This window comes from Legionella sainthelensi, assembly GCF_900637685.1.
In the GTDB taxonomy this organism is placed as follows: domain Bacteria; phylum Pseudomonadota; class Gammaproteobacteria; order Legionellales; family Legionellaceae; genus Legionella; species Legionella sainthelensi.
Window position 1 is genome coordinate 1823451 of sequence record NZ_LR134388.1, and the last position, 19351, is coordinate 1842801.

A 19351-nucleotide genomic window follows, 5' to 3' on the forward strand; every position below is an offset into this window, starting at 1 on the left:
TGACTCTATCCTGAACAGTTATCAATGTCACGACTGTTAATTATGTTTTCGAGCGTACGAAGTATAACTGAGATTTAATGAGTTTTTAACAGTTCACCTAATAAACTACTAGCACCAATACGAAACCAGTTTTTATTGATTGGTTTATCAATCATTAATTCTGCAAGCACTGCATAATGAAAGGCTTGTTGTGGTTTTTTTATGCCACCAGAAATTTTAATTCCACAAGAGGCATTTGCATCTTTAATTGCGCTTAAAATGGCCATTGCGTCGGATATGGAGGCTCCTTGTGTGATTTTTCCCGTGGATGTTTTAATGAAGTCACATTCTAAATCAATGAGCTCTCTGCTAATCGTATAAATAGCTTGGATGCTAGAAAATGTTCCACTTTCTAAAATTATCTTTAAAGCAAGTTTCTGCTGTTTGCATAATTGGGCAATTGCATGGCATTGTTGAAGTGCCTTTTGTGTTTGACCTCCAAGATACATGGAGTAGGGAAGAACATAGTCAATTTCAGTGACCCCTAAGAGTGCTGCTTTTTCTATTGCTGCCAGTGAAACATCTAGTGGTTCCATTCCCTGGGGAAAATTAATTACTGTTGCGGTGCTAATGTTGTTCTGTGGCATAATCTCAGGTACATGTTGCAAATAAATGCATAGGGCAGCAACCTGATTTTGTTGGGCATCCTGCTTTAATTGAGCTAATGCCTCAGTAGTCGCATGTTCATCGAGTAGAGTAAGATCTATAGAATGAATCAGTTGCTCGACTGTAATGAATTGCTTCGGAAAATGGTCAAGTAGTTTTTCCATGACCTTATTTAAATGATTTTCTACCGTCACTTTAAACCTGCAATGTACTGTTTTATAATAAAATTAAGCTTTGCTGCAGCACTTTCTGCCATTGCAACGACTGACTCATGACTATGTGCTGTTTTGGATAGACCTGTAGCATAGTTTGTAATCATCGCAATTACTGCAACATGCATACCACAATGATTCGCAACTAACACTTCTGGGACAGTAGACATTCCTACAGCATCAGCTCCCCAAATTTTAAATGCTCTAATTTCTGCGGCAGTTTCATAGTGTGGCCCTAAGACGGAAATATAAACGCCCTCAGTCAGTTTGATTGAGTTTTCTGCGGCAATGGCTAGTAACTTCGAGCGCATAGTTTGATCGTAGGCATTATCTAAAGGGTAGAATCTTGGGCCAAATTCATCATCATTAGGACCAATAAGAGGATTGCTTGGTTGTAAATTAATATGGTCTGAAATAAGCATTAATTCACCTGGACCAACATCTTCTCTGAGTGAGCCAGAAGCATTAGTTCCAATAAAATGAGTACACCCTAAGAGCTTCATGGTGCGGACATAGGTTTTTACTGTTTCATAATTTTCTAGGCCTTCATAGGTATGTGCTCTTCCTTGCAAACAAATAACACCTACACCATTCCAGTAGCCAAGAATTAAATTACCACCATGTCCTTGTACCGTAATTTTGGGAAAACCTGGGAGATCCTCATAACTGATGCGTGCTGCATCTTGCAATTCATCAGCAAACTTTCCTAATCCTGAGCCTAACACTATAGCCACAGTTGGTTTAAATGAAGGGTATAATTTTTTTATATAGTTTGCTGCTAAAAGAGCATAATTCTGCTTTGTGGCAGTATTTATCATACAAATATTCCTATTAATTAAGGGTTAAAATCAAAAGCAAGGGGCAGAAGTTCGCTCATTTTCATGCTACGTAATATTGAATCTTTACTGCAAAGATGAACGATGGTGTCTATGGTGGAAAACTCATGAATTCTTTGTCTGCATGCACCGCACGGAGGACACAATAAATTGGTTCCAGCAAGAACAACGATACTCTTAATATTTGTTTCTCCCGCAGAGATCATTGCAGAAATAGCTGAAGCCTCAGCACACGTTGACAATCCATAAGAGCTATTTTCGACATTGACGCCTGTGTATAAAGTATCTTTATCAGTACAGATACAGCTAGCGACACTAAATTTGGAATAGGGTGAGTAAGAATGAGTAAGCGCTTTATAAGCACAAGAAATCATTTTCGTAACTGTAGGATCCATATCAATCTCAATCAAATCTTAAGATTTTTTATTATAAAGAAGAAGTATGGATTTGCAAATCATACTCATTGCTACTTTTTTCATAGCTATTGATGGTGGTTAGTGCGATTTCAGATATTTTATCTTCGGGCTTATTAAAAATACTCTTAGTAAATCTCGGCTCTAGAGAATTAGACTGCTTAGGAGAATCTGTTGGGCCGAATGAATCGTTCATTTGCTTATAGCTACCTTTAAAGGATGACATATTTTCCGAACTTTTACTGTGCAACCAATATTCAAACGCGAGTGCGCCTAGGCCTGTGTAAAGAAGAAGTGAAAAAATAGTAATTGGTATCATTAAAGGAGGAAAGGCAACAATCAAGGTAGCGGCAACCGCTGAGACTAAGCTTATTGCGCATGATGTTATTGCATAATATAAATAATTTCTTTGTTGGGTATAAGAAACATCTTCATTATTTTTGGTGGATTTTTTAATTTATGGTATTCACCAATGGTCCAAAGCACATTACCAATAAGGAAAAGCCAAGCTGCTGGTGGAAAGAGAACGGGTACAAAAACAGCAGCTACACTGAGTCCAGTAGCGATTAATCCTATAAATGATGAAAAGAGGAATTGCTCTTTAATCTGGGCAAAACCATACCATTTATGGTGATGTTCTTTGTGATCTGGATGAAGAAGACAGGCAATGGACCAAGAACCATAGGCTAGAGAATAGATCCCTAATGAAAGAAACCTGAAAATAGCAGATACTAATGGAAATGGAAGATACTGAAGCTTTGAAAGCAGAAATCCTAAGAAAAAAAATATACCACTTGTTTTTTCTAATTTTTGAGCCACAGTCATAATACAGAAGTTCCAGTATTTCTTTAAGCTGCCACATTGTAACTTAATTAGACAGAGAAAAACAGTTTAATTCTACAAGTGATTTTTATTTTTTCTAACAAAAAACGCAGAGGTAGCGGCAGTTGTTTTTGCTTTATCCTATAATCAGGTTTCTTGATGGCACGTACTAAGTATAATTCGTACTAATAAACCGCGGTCAGGATTATTTGATGCTACAATTTCACCATGATGGAGCTGAATAGCACGAGACGCTATGGCTAATCCTAAACCATAACCACCTGTTTTTTTAGTTCTTGAAGTATCAACTCGATAAAACGGATTAAATATTCGATTTAGTTGATCTGCAGGAACGCCAGGCCCTTTATCACTAATATCAATGTATATATGTTCCAGGGTTTCGCTACGCTTTAACGAAACAGTAACCTGTTCAGTCGCAGGAGAATAGTGTAGGGCATTACGAACTACATTTTCTATTGCTCTATGAATTAAACGTTCATCAAGGAATAAGTGACATGGTTCAATAACTCCTGCTATGACACGAGGGAACTCGTTACCAAATTCAAAATTTGCATCATTTATTATATTCAATAAAAGAGCAGTAAGATCCACCTCATTGAAATTAAGATCAGTTGTTGACTTTTCCAGACGAGCAAAATCTAATATTTCTGTAATTAAGACATTTAACCTCGAACATTCAAGTTCCATACGATTAAATTCACCATCCGCCAAATGGTTGGTTTTTTTGCGTCCAAGCTCAAGCGCAATTTGTAATCGCGCCAGGGGTGAACGTAATTCGTGGGAAATATCTTGTAATAATCTTTCTTTCGATTTGACTAATGTTTCTACTTGTTCCGCCATACGATCAAATTCAGCGCTAAGCTGAGCAATTTCATCTTTATTATGTCCTCTTAAATGCCCAACTCGGGTATTTAGCTGACCTTTTGCTATTGATTTAGCTGCCATTCCTAATGATCGTAGTGGCTGTGTTAAGTAGCGTGATAATAAATAGCAAATAAGGCCACTAATAAAAATTGCTAAAATGAGTCGAATGGTGAGACCAGCCCATGGCACACCAACAAAGTGATAAATGGGCTTTTCACTGACTGCTGCGAGTCGATAAAATTTTCCAGATGTTGATAAAATTTCATGACTTACAATAAGTTTTTCTGATTTTAAAATACCTTCACTTAATTGATCTTGAAGTAAGTTTTCAGCAACCTTTTTTACGTTTTCTGGAGCCGCATGAGTCCCTATAATCTCACCAGTACTGGTGAGTAAATAAATAGACATATGGCGGGAAATACCGATTTTATTCAGCCATTTTAATAGAGCCGCTTGCTGGCCTGATTCATAAGTTGCAACCGCTGCATTAGCATAACTATCCATAAACAATTGTTCTTGGGCGGGTAGTGATGATTTATGTACTATATGGCTAATAATCCAGGCTGTGGTAAAAATGATTAGGATAATTGCTAGCCAAAATGAGATAAAAATCTTCCAATACAAACTACGCATTAAACATATATCCAAATCCACGTACTGTTTTAACTATGGGCTCTCCTTGAGGATTATCACCTAATTTATTTCTTAAGTTACTGATGTGGACATCGATGCTCCGATCATACGCAGTATATTTTCTTCCAAGTGCATATTCTGTCAGTTCTTCCTTTGAAAAAGCTTGTCCTGGTGATTTGATTAACATTTCCAGGATATTAAATTCGGCATTAGTAAGCTCAAGATAATGGCCTGCCATAGTCACATGCCGTTTGGAACAGTCAACAACTATGTTATGTTGTTCAATAACGGGTTTTGAGGCTGGGATTTTTTGTGTACGTCTTAAAATGGCTCTTAGGCGAGCTACTAATTCTCGTGGATTGCAGGGCTTGGGTAAATAATCATCTGCACCAATTTCGAGACCAACAATCCTATCAATATCGTCTCCTCGGGCCGTTAACATTAACACAGGAGTTTCTAAATGTTCTCGAATGGATTTTAATACTTCAAATCCATTTAATTTAGGGAGCATTACGTCGAGAATAACTGCATCGAAAGGTTGATTTAATGCCTTTTTTACACCATTTTCACCATCATGAACACAAACAGCGTGATAGCCTTCTGGTTCCAGGTACTGTGACAATAAATCGGTTAGCTCTGTATCATCGTCTATTATGAGAATATTACCATTCATATTCATTATGCCTTACGTTTATCAATACATTCCATCAGTTTAATACGTCTGGAATCTGCATTAATAATTTTAAATTCAAAAGAATCAATAGTAATTGTTTCACCTCGTGTAGGCAAATGGCCTAAACTATTCATTACTATCCCACCGATAGTATCATAAAATTCATCGCTAAAATGAGCGTTAAGTTGTTCATTAAATTCCTCGATAGGCATGTGTGCTTTGACGATATAATGATTGTCTTCATGTACTTTAAGATAAGCATCTTCATCGATATCAAACTCATCTTCAATATCACCAATTATTTGTTCAATAATGTCTTCGATTGTAACAAAACCTGAAACTTCTCCGTACTCATCGACTACTATAGCCATATGATTTTTGTTACGGCGAAATTCACTGAGTAAACTGTCCAGACGCCTGCTTTCAGGAACAAAAGTCGCTTGACGACATATATCAAGCAAATCAAAAGAGTCTAGATTAGAGGATTGATAGGGTAACAAATCTTTGGCATGCAATATTCCAATAATTTCATCAGAATTTTCATCAAGGACAGGAAATCTTGAGTGCCCCGTTTGCGTGACCGCTTTTATAATGTCTTCCAATGGATCATTTTGCTTTATGCATACCATCTGATTTTTTGGGAGCATAATATCTCGTACTCGCATTTTCGAGAATGAAATAGCACCTTCTATCATTGCCAATGTTTCAGAACTAATAAGAGAGCGAATATGTGCGTCTCTTAATAAACTAACCAGTTCTTCTTGATTTTGTGGTTCACCCTGTAAAAACTGTTTAAACCGAGAAAACCATGAACTACTGTCTTCCTCTTTATTCAAGTTGATTACCCTCTGCGTCATAAGGATTAGCAAAGCCAAGCTCAGTTAATAATTTAATTTCAATAGATTGCATAATGGCTGCATCATCATCCTTAATATGATCATAGCCTAATAAATGCAGTATTCCATGAATTACGATTAAAGCCCAATGTGATTCTAAAGTTTTATTTAGTTGTTTACTTTCATCAAATAATACTTGTGGGCAAATAATCACGTCCCCCAAAAGAGAGCACTCTAATTGTACCTCTGGAGGTAAGGTACATGGGAATGCTAATACATTAGTAGTCTTATTCTGTTTCCTGTATGTGTGATTTAAGTCGATCATTTCTTCCGAAGTAACCAGCCGGATTGTAAGCTCTGCTTCTTTTTTGTAATCTCTCAACGTAAGCAATGCCAAACGAGTCAATTGATCATCACTGATAGGAAGAGGCTCGCCAGTCGCATTTTGTATATCGATATAATAGTTCATTTAGTTTTTCCAGATGATGCATTGTCATAGCAATCAACAATTTTAGAGACTAACGGATGTCGCACAACCTCACGACTTGTGAAAGTATGAATACTAATATCAGGTATATTTTTGAATAATCCTACTGCATGAGCAAGTCCAGAATCAATACCTTTGGGCAAATCTACTTGTGTCATGTCTCCAGTTATGACTGCTTTTGAACCAAAACCTATACGCGTTAAAAACATTTTCATTTGCATGATGGTAGTATTTTGCGCTTCATCAAGAATAATAAATGATTCGTTAAGAGTACGCCCACGCATAAATGCTAAAGGTAAAACTTCGATAGTATCGGTTTGAATTAGTTTTTGGGTTTCTTTAAAACCAATCATTTCATACAACGCATCGTATATGGGTCTTAAATAAGGAAGTACTTTTTCTACTAAATCTCCTGGTAGAAAGCCTAATTTTTCACCTGCCTCTACGGCGGGTCTGACAAAAATCAGCCTGTGCACTTCACCCTTTTCAAAGGATTGTATCGCTTTAGAAACTGCTAAATAAGTTTTTCCAGTGCCTGCTGGGCCAACTGCGAAAGTTACTGCAAAACGATCAATTGCATCAAGAAAATTAGCTTGTTTGTCATTTCGAGCAGCAATTGATTTACGGCATAACTTAACATGATGGACGTTATGAATCATTATCTTCGGATTTTCCTCAACCAGTAATTTATATATTATCAGTATAGTATTTTTTATACCTTATCACCCAAATTCTCATCGCTCAATTTAGCGAAGTATCTTTATAAAATGATAGTGTTGTACCAATATCCAGAGATCTCGCACTGGGTGGGAAGTGGCTTTCCTCTTACTTCCATTTTATTCTATTTTTAATAAGGTGAAGTATAGGCACACAAGAATAGTGCAGAACACTCATCTTCTGCAAGATTTATGATACAATCATTTTTTTGTTATATAACATACATTCATGATCGATCTTCATTGCCATAGTAATTTTTCTGATGGGGCCTTAACTCCAGGAGCATTGATCCAAAAAGCGAAAAATCAAAAGCTTCGGTGTTTGTCACTTACTGATCATGACACGGTAGCTGGTTATCCTGAGTTACTACAGGCGGCTGCTAATACCTCAATAAAGATAATTAATGGCATAGAAATCAGTGTACGTTGGAAAAAACATGAGCTTCATATTTTAGGTTACCAAATTCAGCATACGACAAGCCTACTTGAGCTTATTCAGCGTCAAAATCAAAGCCGAGTGAATCGTGCGCAGCAAATAGGCTCGGTGCTAAATTCGTTAGGTATTAACGATGCTTATTCCAAGGCTTGTGAATTAGCCGGACATACTCGTGTAGGTCGGCCTCATTTTGCTCAACTTTTAGTGAATGAAGGGAAAGCTCGAGATCTTGCTTCAGCATTTAAGCAATATTTAGGAAGAGGTAAAAAAGCCTATGTCCCTACATTGTGGTTAACTGTCCAAGAAGCAGTAGAGGGCATTAATGCAGCGGGTGGCCAAGCAGTGATTGCTCATCCACTTAAATACGGATTGACGCGATCTAAATTGCATGAGTTAATTAACGAATTTAAAGAGGCTGGTGGTGTCGGTATAGAAGTGGTATCTGGAGAAATGACACTTAATGAAGTTAATGAAATGGCCGCAACCAGTTTGCGGTTTCATTTATTGGCTTCTTCTGGATCAGACTATCATAATGATAGCCATTCTCGTGTAAATCTCGGTGGCCAGAAACAGCTACCAGCAAATTGTACGCCTATTTGGCATGAATGGAACATTGAACAGGGGACTTTATGAGTCAGTTTTTTGCATTACATCCTGATAATCCTCAAGCACGCTTGTTGCGAAAGGCCGTAAATATAATTGAAGACGGTGGTATTATTGTTTATCCAACCGATTCTGGTTATGCATTGGGTTGTGGTTTAGGTAATAAATCAGCACTTGAGCGTATACGCAGATTACGACAATTAGATAAGAATCACAACATGACTCTTGTTTGTCGTGATCTTTCTCAACTGGGTATTTACGCTCGAGTATCGAATCCTATATTTAGATTATTAAAAGCATTTACTCCTGGCGCCTATACTTTTATTCTTAATGCCACACATGAAGTGCCTCGGCTTATGCTTCACCCTAAAAGAAAAACTTTGGGTTTACGTGTACCAGATAATGTAATTACACTTGCATTGTTAGAGTGTCTGGAAGCACCTTTAATGAGTACTACGTTAATTCTGCCAGGTGCTAAAGCACCATTAAGCGAACCCGAAGCAATTCGAGATCTTTTGGGAAATCAAATTGATTTAGTAATTGATGGGGGGCAGTGTGGTCAAGAACCGACAACTGTAGTTGATTTGACCGGCGATTATCCAGTGATAATAAGAGAGGGTAAAGGTGATCCGGAGCCCTTTAAATAAATTGAGGTGATTTTCAACTTTTTCGTGAACAGTCTCACGTATGTGTGCGAACCAATATTTAAGTTAAAAACAGGGCAGAAGTACTTGTGGTATACGCTTATGAAAAACTCTGGGAAAGTTGAGAGTTATGTTAAATAAATCATTAAAAGAGGCTATTGATGTCAGTATTATTTAGTTCCAATAAACGAGTTGTTTCTGGAATGCGTGTCAGTGGAAGATTACATCTTGGACACTACCATGGGGTAATAAAAAATTGGATCAACTTACAACATCAATATGATTGCTTCTTTTTTGCTGCGGATTGGCATGGATTAACGACTCAATATGATGAACCTAGATTTATAGAAAAGCATCTTTGGGATATGATTGTTGATTGGTTAGCTTGTGGTGTTAATCCCGGACTATCACGAATTTTTATCCAATCTTGGGTTCCCGAACATGCGGAGTTGCATTTGCTTTTATCCATGATCACTCCTTTGGGATGGTTGGAAAGAGTTCCTACTTTTAAAGATCAACAGGAAAAATTAAAGGAAAAAGATTTAGCAACCTACGGTTTTTTAGGTTATCCCTTATTACAAAGTGCTGATGTTTTGATTTATCATGCAGATTATGTTCCTGTTGGTGAAGATCAAGTCTCTCACATAGAGCTCACTCGCGAAATTGCTCGCCGATTTAACTATCTTTATGGTAAAGAACCCAATTTTGAAGAATTAGCAGCTGAAGCTATAAAAAAAATGGGTAAGAAGAACAGTAAATTTTATAGTGAGTTACGCAGACAATTTCAAGAGCTTGGTAATCATGAGGCAATTAAAACAGCCCAAGCACTTTTGGAAGATCAGTCTAATTTATCTATTGGTGATAAAGAACGCTTATTGGGGTATTTAGAAGGGAGTGGTAAAATTATTTTACCTGAGCCTCATCCATTACTTACCGAAACGGCTAAAATGCCGGGTCTTGATGGACAAAAAATGTCCAAGTCCTATCATAACACTATTATGCTAAGAGAGCCTCCTGACCAAGTAGAAAAGAAAGTGTTAACTATGCCGACAGATCCGGCGCGAGTAAAACGAACCGATCCGGGTGAGCCGGAAAAATGTCCAGTTTGGCAATTTCACAAAATATATTCCAATGAAGAGGTTAAAAATTGGGTTCAAATAGGATGTCGTACTGCTGGAATCGGTTGTATTGAATGTAAAAGACCTGTTGTTGATAGTATTAATAATGAGCTAAAACCCATTCAAGAAGCAATTACTGAATACGAATCTGATTTAGGCTCAGTAAAACGAATCGTTTCTGAAGGAAGTGAATCAGCACGAGAGGTTGCTTGTAAAAATTTGAGTACCGTTAGAGAAGTGATGGGACTTGATTATTAAAAAGCGATGCCTCAGGACAAAAAAATCATAAAATAGTATTAGAATGGACATTGAATTATCAAAGCCTGAAATTAAAGCTGTAGTTGCAGGTAAAGAACTGACTGAACTACCTGATGATTTATACATTCCACCCGATGCGCTTGAGGTATTACTGGATTCGTTTAGTGGCCCCCTTGATTTACTGTTATATCTGATTCGGAAGCAAAATATTGATATATTGGATATTCCAATTATGAGTATTACAAAGCAATATTTGCATTACATTCAATTGATGGAATGTCGGAGATTGGAGCTTGCCGCCGACTATTTATTGATGGCAGCAATGCTCGCTGAAATTAAGTCTCGACTCTTATTGCCAGCTCCTCCAAAAGGTGACGATGAAGAGGGCGAAGACCCACGTATGGCCTTAGTGAGGAGATTACAAGCGTATGAGCAAATAAAATGCGCTGCCGAATTGCTTAATGCACTTCCACGACAAGAACGCGATTATTTTTTAATCCAAGTGGCTCCAACCGAACTTGAGCGAATCATCGTCCATCCTGAAGTTGAATTAGATGATTTAGTTGATGCAATGATTGCTTTAATGAAAAGAGAGGAGCAAGTGAGCCATCATCAAATTTCTCGTGAAGCATTATCTGTTCGTGAGCGTATGAGTAGTGTCTTGCTCATGCTTCAAGAATATCAAGTTTTGGAGTTTAAACAGTTATTTACTTTGGATGAAGGAAGAATGGGGCTTATTGTTTCCTTATTAGCTATTTTAGAGCTGTCGAGACAATCCTTAATTGTTATCACTCAAAATGAAGCTTTCGCTTCCATATTATTACAGGCAGCATAATATAATGGATAATAAGCTATTAAAAAATATCATTGAAGCATTAATTCTAAGCTCTAATGAACCTTTATCCGTAGAGCGCTTGTTAGACACTTTTGACGAATGGCAAAGACCATCCAAAGAGCATCTAATAACCATTATTAACGAACTAAAAGAAGATTATTCGTTACGATCTTTTGAACTGGTTCAAGTTGCTACAGGTTTCAGAATCCAAACAAAAAAAGAATACAGTAATTGGGTGGCGAGATTACAAATAGAAAAACCAATAAAGTATTCACGAGCTTTGCTTGAAACATTAGCAATTATCGCGTACAAGCAACCAGTAACTCGAGCAGATATCGAAGAGTTTCGTGGAGTAGCAGTAAATAGCCAAATTATAAAAACTTTATTGGAAAGAGAATGGATTCGTATTTCTGGTTATAAAAATGTAGCAGGCAAGCCTGCTGTTTATACTACGACAAGAGAGTTTCTCAATTATTTTAATTTACACTATTTAAACGAGCTTCCAGCCTTGCCAGAGGTTATGGAAACATTGAGCTTACATAACAACCCTAATGAAGAAGAGTATATTACCGAATGAGCAGCGATAGGTTACAAAAGATATTAAGTCAAGCAGGTCTTGGTTCTCGGCGTGAAATGGAGCGCTGGATTGAAAATGGGTGGGTCCAGGTTAACGGAAAACCAGTGAAATTGGGTGACTCAGCGAGTGCAGAGGATAAAATTACTGTAAAAGGGAAATTGATCCCTAATCCCCTAAAAGTTAAAAATAATGTACGAATTTTGCTATATCATAAGCCAGTAGGAGAAATTTCAAGTCGCCATGATCCCAAGTTTGAGAAAACAGTTTTTGATCACTTACCTCATTTAAGACAAGGTCGTTGGGTACAAGTAGGGCGTTTGGATTTAAATACTTCGGGATTACTAGTTTTTACTAACTCCGGTGAACTCGCTAATCAACTAATGCATCCTAGATATGGATTTGAGCGGGAATATGCTGTTAGAGTCCATGGACAGGTTTCTCAGGAAGCTTTAAATAATTTAATTAAAGGCGTTGAGTTAGATGATGGAATGGCAAAATTTACTCGTTTAGAGTTTCGTGGTGGGGAAGGTGCAAATAGTTGGTATCATGTAACTTTAAATGAAGGCCGCAACAGAGAGGTGCGACGTCTATGGGAATCCCAAGGTGTCGAAGTAAGCCGTTTGATTCGAATTCGCTATGGAAAGATTACCATGCCGCGATATCTATCTCGAGGACAGCATTATGAATTAACACCTAAAGAGGTATCAGAGTTATTGGCTTCTTTACCTAAAGCTTAGCGGCCTAAAGTTCTCACTGCTATTGCAGGAGTTTGTAATTGTCCTCGCGCAAGCGGGGATCTATTTTCGCGAACATGATGAAAAATTTTTTATGCTTTCTCCAAGAGATACGTATACCCCGAGGAATACTCTATCGCAAAATAGCTTAACATTTGGTCTAAGCAGTGTAATTGTTTTTACCAAACGGTTTTAAAGATTCCGCAATATGTTTATATAATTCGGGAAGCCATCTTGGTTGAGCAAATGTCGTGGTAGAGGGTTTTTTCTTGCGAAGATCATTGGGAGCAATAATCACTTGAATATTATTTAAACCAACACGTCTTGCTAAAATAAATAGTTGATCAATTGCGAGATCACCAACAGCCAAACAACCCACTGATAAATTTTTGCCATGGATAAAAATATTATTTCCTAATTGTTTTCTTCCATCTTGATAACCTTTTTGTCTATCAAAATTATTGGGATAATTGATCATCATTGAGAGATGCATGCTGCTAAAAGGATTAAAATTAACTAATCGATACACACCTTCAGGGATTTGTTTGTCATTTTCACGTAATTTAGGCCCTAATCGCCCACTGAACCCTGTTAGTGGGTAATCATGAATATGTTTCCAAGATTGCTTAGAGTTTTTTGCCCAAAGTTCTACCTTTCTTTCGGATTTAAACGCAAGCAGCGCTACTTCGCGAGGAGGATAACTAACCCCCGCCTTAGAAAAATAGGATTTTAACTGCGGTTCAACTCTTAAACCATAGCGTTGTACAGCACGATCAACAGCCTGATCCCAATTAAGTTTAGGTGCCATAGCATAGCTATTCAAGCTAACTACTATCATAATAAGAGCATATACTCTCTTCATGTGAATATTAAAATGATAAATTTTCGACATGGTATCAAATAATAATCCAAAGAACAATTTAACTTCCCTCGTTATCAAAGCTAAGTCGCACATTTACTACTGAACCTCTTTTCACTTTTGTTTGTGTTTTAATAATATTTGATTTTTAATCGATAACGGTAATTGCGCAGCAATAAAATCAGGGCTTACTGCTAAACGTCCTACAGATGGTATTAAACCATAATAATTGGGACAGAGATACATGATAGAACTATCAAGATTAACTTTATAAAATACATACTTACTAGTGCAATAATCGGGTTTATTAATAAGTGCAACTTGTATTATAGGTGTTCCCTGCATTTTATTTTCAATAAAAAAAGCATTCATCCAAAGATTAATAATGCTTAAAAGTGCGATCACAACTAAGAATGCATTAACAAAGCTATATACAGATTTTAAAGTACTTCCGGAACTTAAATGCGAAATAACATAAATTAAGGTAATTAACAATATGAGTAAATTTGAAGAATATATCGCTGCATTATAATAGTTAAAATAAGTGCCAAAGATTTGATTACCTGAGAATTGGAGATGAATCAACATCGCTATAAGGCTTAGCCAAAGAGCTGAAATCATGTAATAGATGGCATTCTTTTTTATTCCAATGATTAGGAGTATTAAAGCAATTAATGGAAAAAAATTTTGAATCAATTTTGCAATGATATACATTCAAGAGATACTCTTAAAATTAGGATTTGTTGACAATTGGTTTCGATTACCTACGTTCTGAACATGCTCGATGGTATTGTAGGGCAACAAAACCTTATATTTATTCTTAAAAACATATAGTTATAGCAGTATTTTTAATTCGTGTATAGTTAAGTTACCTTGGTTTAATTGGAGGATAGATTTTTCTGTTTAATAAGAATAATTCTTGGTTGTACAGGATATCGTGTTGTTTTAACTGTCTCTTTGGGAAGCAAGATTTGTTTCACAGCAAAAGTTTCCTCGGTTTTAACTATATAATGAAGAGGATCAATAAGTTCTTTAAAAGAACTCATGTTTTTTTGTTTAGAAACTGATTTCGATGAATGAATACTACCGATCCATAGAGGTTTATTTGAATTCAATAAAGTATAATTAGACTCCCATATTCTCAATTCTAAAATTAAATCAGATTTTTTCTCAGTATAGGTCATTATTAATACAGGTGGTTTATTTTCATAAAGTTGAGTTAATAATGGTAATTTAACACGGTTCGGTTCTTTATTCATATGCATTAATAGATTGGAAAAAATGAATCCAAATGAGACTCCCATCCATGATCTTCTAGACTATGTTGAAATAAATATAAATCACCAGCATATTGTAAATTAAGCAAACTTATCCTTTTTCCAATTCTACTTAATTGGTAAATTGGCAATATAGGTTTTTTTTGTTGCCACCATGCCTTTTCACTTAAGGTATATTGTTGATGATAAGAGGTGTGGTTATAAGATAATGTTTTAAAATGATAAGAGGTAGATAAAAATGAAAATAAAAGAATACTTATCAAAAAAGGTGAGAATACCAATACTGAAAATGATGCTTTTTTAAGGTTAAAGTTTGCTTTTCTATAAACCAGGCAATGCACAAGGCAAATTGCTGCCCCTGCAAAATACGATGCAATAATATCTGTGAACCAATAATCTCCTAAATAAATGGCTCCTAAACCACTTAAGCCTAAGAGAGCATACATTATAGACTTTAAGACATTCGTAAATAGATCATAGGTACTTTTTATATAAAATAAGATGAATCCGTATAATGCCGTAGCGATTTCAATATTTATTGCTGGAAATGAGCTATCAGGCATAACTACTAAAATCCCAGTAGGCCTTGGTACATATACAAAAAATTTCAATAGCAATATGAGAAGACAATTAAATGTAATAAGGCTTAATAGATAAATTAATGTAGAAATTTTCTTCTGATAAATAAACCAGCAGGTACTAATAATGAAAAAGCTGACAATGGTTATTGTGCTAGTAAGTTGAGTACAAAAAATAAAAAAGACTTTGAGTGTTGTTGTATTAAAACTTTGAAAAAATAAATAAATTGGCAAATTGATATAAGAAAGCCACGATGTCTTAATTGTCAAACCTAGAAGAATAGTAAAACTGATGATGCAAAAAAAAGCAATAAGTACTAAGGATGCAGTAGGGTAGTGGTCTTTTTCATTTTTCGGAGTGAGTGCTTGATATACAGAAGCTAATAATGAATTATTTTTAAATTTTAGCCATAAATTATGTAGTGACAATTTCAAGAAAGAATTTAATTGCTTTATTAGCCACTTAAATATTAAGCTGATAAGCCAAATTCCGGCAAGAAGTATAAGAATTAATAAAAATAAGTGCGTGGCGTTTTCCGTTGATAACTCATGACTTGCAGCACCAAGAACGACTCCGGGCATTACGTATAAAAGAGACCAGCCTATTGCAGATAAAACATTTGCAACTAAAAAATGCCATTGCTTCATATGCAATATGCCAGCAATTACCGGAATTATGGAGCGTAAAGGCCCTACAAAACGGCCTACCAAGACACTCTTTCCTCCATGGGCCTTAAAAAAATCTTTACCATATTGTAGCCATTTGGGATATTTTTTAAATGGCCACATATCAATTAACTGCTCGCTGTAATAGTAACCTAACGCATAGCTTAAACTATCACCTGCTACTGCACCCAAAATAGCCGCTAATAAAGTAAGATCGACACGCATGATTCCTGAACCTGCGAGAATTCCTATAGCAGTCATGGTAACACTGCCAGGTACTATACTTCCTATGATAGCTAATGACTCAGTTAGTGAAATAAGAAAGGTTATAAATAAAGACCAGTGAGGGTTTTGTTGCAACCAGTCTGTAAGTGGTTGTACATAGTCTACGAACAAGTTCATGCGGCGTTAAGAATAGAATTGTTGTAAAAAAAATTGCACAAAACGTTGATTGACCTCATCTAATTGCACCTTAGGATAAAAATGACTTATTTGTGTCATTTCCATTTTTTCAAACCCGCAAGGATTAATACCTAAAAATGGTTTTAAATTCATATTTACATTAAGTGCAATTCCATGATAAGTACAACCATTTTTCACTCTTAAACCTATAGATGCAATTTTTTGTTCTTTAACGTAGACTCCGGGGGCCCCACATCGAATCGATCCTTCAATTTCGTATTGTTCCAGAACAAGAATTAAAATTTGTTCTAATTTGCTTACTAAGGATCTGATCCCTAGATTTTTTCTTCTTAGATCCATTAAAACGTAGGCTACTAGTTGACCTGGTCCATGATAAGTTACTTGTCCTCCACGATCAGATTGTATTATAGGTATGTTGGCAGGATTTAAGATATGTTCTGGCTTTCCTGCTTGGCCTTGAGTATATATAGAAAAATGCTCGAGCAGCCAAAGCTCATCTTCAGTGTTGGTTTGGCGGCTCTGCGTAAATTCTTTCATTTGCAGCCAAACATCATCATAATTTTGAATACCTAGCTGTCGTATTTTCATTATAAAACCATCTTTACTTCAGGATGCTGAGTAAGTGCTCGATAAAATGCATCAAGACTCTCTTGATTTTCCACAAATACTGAAACGGTGATCGCCAAATAATTAGAGTTTTTACTCATTTTATGTGTCAATGCATCTTGAGTTGTCTCAGGGAAATGGGTCAGGGTTATCTGTCTAATTTCCTCCAGAAATAAAGTTGAATTATTCCCTATTATTTTGATAGGAAAGTAACAGGGAAAATCAATGAATGTTTCTTTAGTCATCCTGTATAAACCTTAGGAACCAAACCATCCTTTAAAGAGCAAACGAATAGAATCTTTGGTTCGAGTAAAAAAGCCTCCAGACTCTACATCTTGCAGCGCATAAAGAGTTTGAGTAGATACAACATTATTATCAAATTGAACAACTAAGTCACCTATTTTATCTCCTTTTTTAATTGGAGCTTCAAGATAGGAGGGAATTTTAGTTGTCACATTGAGACGTTGATATTGTCCGGTTGGGATTGTGATGTACTGGTCTTCATTTAGACCCACAGCTACTTTGTCTATTTGCCCTTTGTAAAGAGGTAATTCTGTAATTGATTGTCCGGATTTGTAAAGTTGGTGTGTTTCAAAAAATCTAAAACCATAGTTCAGGAGTTTCTCACTATCATCTGCACGAGAGGAGTCAGTAGGTTCACCTAAAACAACAGCTAATAAGCGCATATTGTCGCGTTTTGCTGAGGATACTAAACAAAAACCTGCGTCGTTTGTATGACCTGTTTTTATACCATCGACTTGATTATCACGCCATAACAATCTATTTCTATTGGGTTGGCGAATACCATTGTAGGTAAACCATTTTTGCTTATACCACTCATAATACTGAGGAAAATCAATAATTAATGCTCTTCCAAGAATTGCTAAATCTTTAGCTGTGGTATAGAGGTTAGGATCGGGCAAACCAGTGCTGTCAGTAAAGTGACTGTTTTTCATCCCTAAATTCTGGGCTTGTTGGTTCATGAGATCTGTAAAGGAGTTTTCAGTTCCACCAACATGTTCCGCCATAGCGACGCATGCATCATTTCCAGAGTCAACAATAATTCCTTTAAGCAAATCTTCTACAGGCACTTGTTGTCCTTCTTTAATAAACATTCGTGAACCGCCAATTTTCCATGCTTCACGGCTTACTCTAACATTATCATTGAGATGAATTTGCTCATGATGAAGAGCATTCGAGACAACATACAAAGTCATCATCTTAGTTAAACTTGCGGGAGGCAATCGTTCTTCACTGTTCTTTTCAGCAATAATTTTCCCACTGTTAACATCAATTAATATATAGGCTTTGGCATTAAGAATAGGGGCAGCAGGAGTAACTAAGGGCTTATTGGTGACTGTAGGAGAGGGTCTGTCTAAATTTGTTGTCGGTTTTGTTGGTAATGTACCTTCATCAGCCATAGAATGAGTTGACTGCACAAATAAAGTGATAATAAACAATGTAGTTAAAAGAATAGACGTTGTTCTTGTCATGTTATTGCCTAATGTAATTACAAAAATGTGCATATGGTACCACACCCTTTTCCATGCAACAAAAGGACATGTGAAAAATAATGAAATTTTTTTCTCTTGAAAATAATTCTTCGAAATTAAGTCATATTTAGGTATATTAACCAAAAATAATAATAATTCTAAATGGTAAATATGCGAAAGATACTTATTGCTATGACAATTCTATTAACAGGATGTCAAACTACAAATCAGTCTCTTAATACAGCATCCTCCGGCGGAAAAAAAGCCACACCACAGACATCTCAGAGCATGAATACTTCGATTTATAATCGCTATAAAAATAAATCAAATCGATATACACAATATCAGGATGGGGCACCAGTAAAGCAGAAAAAAATTAGTTTTAAAGAACCTGTTCCGACAAAAGAGCCTTTAAGTCGATATGGAAATCCCAGTGAATATTCCGTTGATGGACGTTCCTACCAGGTGATGAGAAATTCTTCAGGGTATAAAACACGCGGAGTTGCTTCTTGGTATGGGACAAAATTCCATAAACAAAGAACTTCAAGCGGTGAGCCTTATAACATGTATGTTATGTCTGCCGCTCATAAGACATTGCCTTTACCTACTTATATAAAAGTGAAAAATTTAGATAATGGTAAAGAGGCTGTAGTTAAAGTAAATGATCGTGGTCCTTTTCATTCCAATCGGATTATTGATTTATCATATGCAGCGGCATTAAAACTTGGAGTTTTTCCTAAGGGAACTGCAAATGTTGAAATAGAAACATTGGCAGGACCTGGACAGGCTCGTTATTACATACAAGCAGGAGCTTTTACAACTGAGGCTTCTGCAAAGCGCTTAAAAGAAAAATTGGTTCGTATTACATCATCGCCTGTTTCTATAGAGCGTTATCGTCGAAGCTATATTGTTAGGGTAGGACCATTTGGGACAAAAATACAGCGGACAGTTTAAAGCATAAATTAGCACTTAATGGAGTTAGAGGCTCATTTTCAGTTTTGATTTAATTGAATAATCGAATAATGGAATATAGAGATAGCTAATTTGCGGATAAATAGATAAAATTATTGCGTCTATATTTCAAGG

General features: G+C 36.2%; 21 protein-coding genes and 2 pseudogenes. 7 read left to right on the top strand and 16 right to left on the bottom strand.

Going from position 1 to position 19351, the window contains the following annotated elements:
• Positions 1–74: 74 nt before the first annotated feature.
• The 10 genes from EL220_RS08030 to EL220_RS08070 form a co-directional block, all read right to left on the bottom strand.
• Positions 75–839: a deoxyribose-phosphate aldolase gene (locus EL220_RS08030; RefSeq protein WP_027269913.1), complete on the bottom strand. Its 765-nt coding sequence runs from the start codon at positions 837–839 to the stop codon at positions 75–77.
• Positions 836–1675: a purine-nucleoside phosphorylase gene (locus EL220_RS08035; RefSeq protein WP_027269914.1), complete on the bottom strand. Its 840-nt coding sequence runs from the start codon at positions 1673–1675 to the stop codon at positions 836–838. The genes EL220_RS08030 and EL220_RS08035 overlap by 4 nt, the downstream gene beginning before the upstream one ends.
• 17 nt (positions 1676–1692) lie before the next feature.
• Positions 1693–2088, bottom strand: a complete 396-nt coding sequence (cdd, locus tag EL220_RS08040) for a cytidine deaminase (RefSeq protein WP_027269915.1) — start codon at positions 2086–2088, stop codon at positions 1693–1695.
• A 31-nt stretch (positions 2089–2119) separates the two neighbouring features.
• Entirely contained in the window at positions 2120–2302 is a 183-nt protein-coding gene (locus tag EL220_RS18830) for a hypothetical protein (RefSeq protein WP_232002702.1), read from the bottom strand.
• Positions 2303–2490: 188 nt separating this feature from the next.
• Complete coding sequence (locus EL220_RS18835; protein ID WP_232002703.1) at positions 2491–2931, bottom strand: hypothetical protein; 441 nt, start codon at positions 2929–2931, stop codon at positions 2491–2493.
• A gap of 144 nt (positions 2932–3075) precedes the next feature.
• A complete protein-coding gene (cpxA, locus tag EL220_RS08050; protein WP_027269917.1) occupies positions 3076–4446 on the bottom strand; it encodes a two-component system sensor histidine kinase CpxA in 1371 nt (456 codons plus the stop codon).
• Positions 4439–5119: a two-component system response regulator CpxR gene (gene cpxR / locus EL220_RS08055; RefSeq protein WP_027269918.1), complete on the bottom strand. Its 681-nt coding sequence runs from the start codon at positions 5117–5119 to the stop codon at positions 4439–4441. The genes cpxA and cpxR overlap by 8 nt, the downstream gene beginning before the upstream one ends.
• A 5-nt stretch (positions 5120–5124) precedes the next feature.
• Positions 5125–5976: an HlyC/CorC family transporter gene (locus tag EL220_RS08060; protein WP_081779036.1), complete on the bottom strand. Its 852-nt coding sequence runs from the start codon at positions 5974–5976 to the stop codon at positions 5125–5127.
• Positions 5948–6424 (bottom strand): rRNA maturation RNase YbeY, encoded by a 477-nt coding sequence (gene ybeY / locus EL220_RS08065; protein WP_027269920.1) that lies wholly within the window; start codon positions 6422–6424, stop codon positions 5948–5950. Before ybeY ends, EL220_RS08060 begins: the two co-directional genes overlap by 29 nt.
• Positions 6421–7101, bottom strand: a complete 681-nt coding sequence (locus EL220_RS08070) for a PhoH family protein (protein ID WP_115709144.1) — start codon at positions 7099–7101, stop codon at positions 6421–6423. Before EL220_RS08070 ends, ybeY begins: the two co-directional genes overlap by 4 nt.
• 286 nt (positions 7102–7387) lie before the next feature.
• Between EL220_RS08070 and EL220_RS08075 the strand changes: the two genes are divergently transcribed.
• The 6 genes from EL220_RS08075 (at position 7388) to rluB (ending at position 12366) form a co-directional block, all read left to right on the top strand.
• Positions 7388–8227 carry a PHP domain-containing protein gene (locus EL220_RS08075; RefSeq protein ID WP_027269921.1) on the top strand — a complete coding sequence of 280 codons (840 nt, stop codon included), beginning with the start codon at positions 7388–7390 and terminating at the stop codon, positions 8225–8227.
• Entirely contained in the window at positions 8224–8844 is a 621-nt protein-coding gene (locus EL220_RS08080; protein WP_027269922.1) for an L-threonylcarbamoyladenylate synthase, read from the top strand. Before EL220_RS08075 ends, EL220_RS08080 begins: the two co-directional genes overlap by 4 nt.
• 158 nt (positions 8845–9002) lie before the next feature.
• Positions 9003–10217, top strand: a complete 1215-nt coding sequence (locus EL220_RS08085; protein WP_027269923.1) for a tryptophan--tRNA ligase — start codon at positions 9003–9005, stop codon at positions 10215–10217.
• Between the two features lie 43 nt (positions 10218–10260).
• A complete protein-coding gene (locus EL220_RS08090) occupies positions 10261–11052 on the top strand; it encodes a segregation and condensation protein A (protein WP_027269924.1) in 792 nt (263 codons plus the stop codon).
• Between the two features lie 4 nt (positions 11053–11056).
• Positions 11057–11629, top strand: a complete 573-nt coding sequence (scpB, locus tag EL220_RS08095; RefSeq protein WP_027269925.1) for an SMC-Scp complex subunit ScpB — start codon at positions 11057–11059, stop codon at positions 11627–11629.
• Positions 11626–12366 carry a 23S rRNA pseudouridine(2605) synthase RluB gene (gene rluB, locus EL220_RS08100; protein WP_027269926.1) on the top strand — a complete coding sequence of 247 codons (741 nt, stop codon included), beginning with the start codon at positions 11626–11628 and terminating at the stop codon, positions 12364–12366. Before scpB ends, rluB begins: the two co-directional genes overlap by 4 nt.
• 157 nt (positions 12367–12523) lie before the next feature.
• Here rluB and EL220_RS08105 read toward each other — a convergent pair whose 3' ends face one another.
• The 6 genes and pseudogenes from EL220_RS08105 to EL220_RS08130 form a co-directional block, all read right to left on the bottom strand.
• On the bottom strand, positions 12524–13201 hold the full coding sequence (locus EL220_RS08105) for a L,D-transpeptidase family protein (protein ID WP_414092921.1): 678 nt from the start codon (positions 13199–13201) through the stop codon (positions 12524–12526).
• 135 nt (positions 13202–13336) lie between these two features.
• Positions 13337–13936 (bottom strand): hypothetical protein, encoded by a 600-nt coding sequence (locus EL220_RS08110; RefSeq protein ID WP_027269928.1) that lies wholly within the window; start codon positions 13934–13936, stop codon positions 13337–13339.
• A gap of 164 nt (positions 13937–14100) precedes the next feature.
• Positions 14101–16145: pseudogene (locus EL220_RS08115) on the bottom strand (VTT domain-containing protein).
• A 6-nt stretch (positions 16146–16151) separates the two neighbouring features.
• A complete protein-coding gene (gene lipB, locus EL220_RS08120) occupies positions 16152–16754 on the bottom strand; it encodes a lipoyl(octanoyl) transferase LipB (protein WP_027269930.1) in 603 nt (200 codons plus the stop codon).
• Positions 16754–17017, bottom strand: coding sequence for an HP0495 family protein (locus EL220_RS08125; protein WP_027269931.1), 264 nt, complete (start codon positions 17015–17017; stop codon positions 16754–16756). Before EL220_RS08125 ends, lipB begins: the two co-directional genes overlap by 1 nt.
• A gap of 12 nt (positions 17018–17029) precedes the next feature.
• Positions 17030–18265 carry a D-alanyl-D-alanine carboxypeptidase family protein gene (locus EL220_RS08130; RefSeq protein WP_027269932.1) on the bottom strand — a complete coding sequence of 412 codons (1236 nt, stop codon included), beginning with the start codon at positions 18263–18265 and terminating at the stop codon, positions 17030–17032.
• Between the two features lie 171 nt (positions 18266–18436).
• Here EL220_RS08130 and EL220_RS19545 point away from each other — a divergent pair.
• Positions 18437–19272 (top strand): annotated as a pseudogene (locus EL220_RS19545) (septal ring lytic transglycosylase RlpA family protein).
• Positions 19273–19351 lie beyond the last annotated feature (79 nt).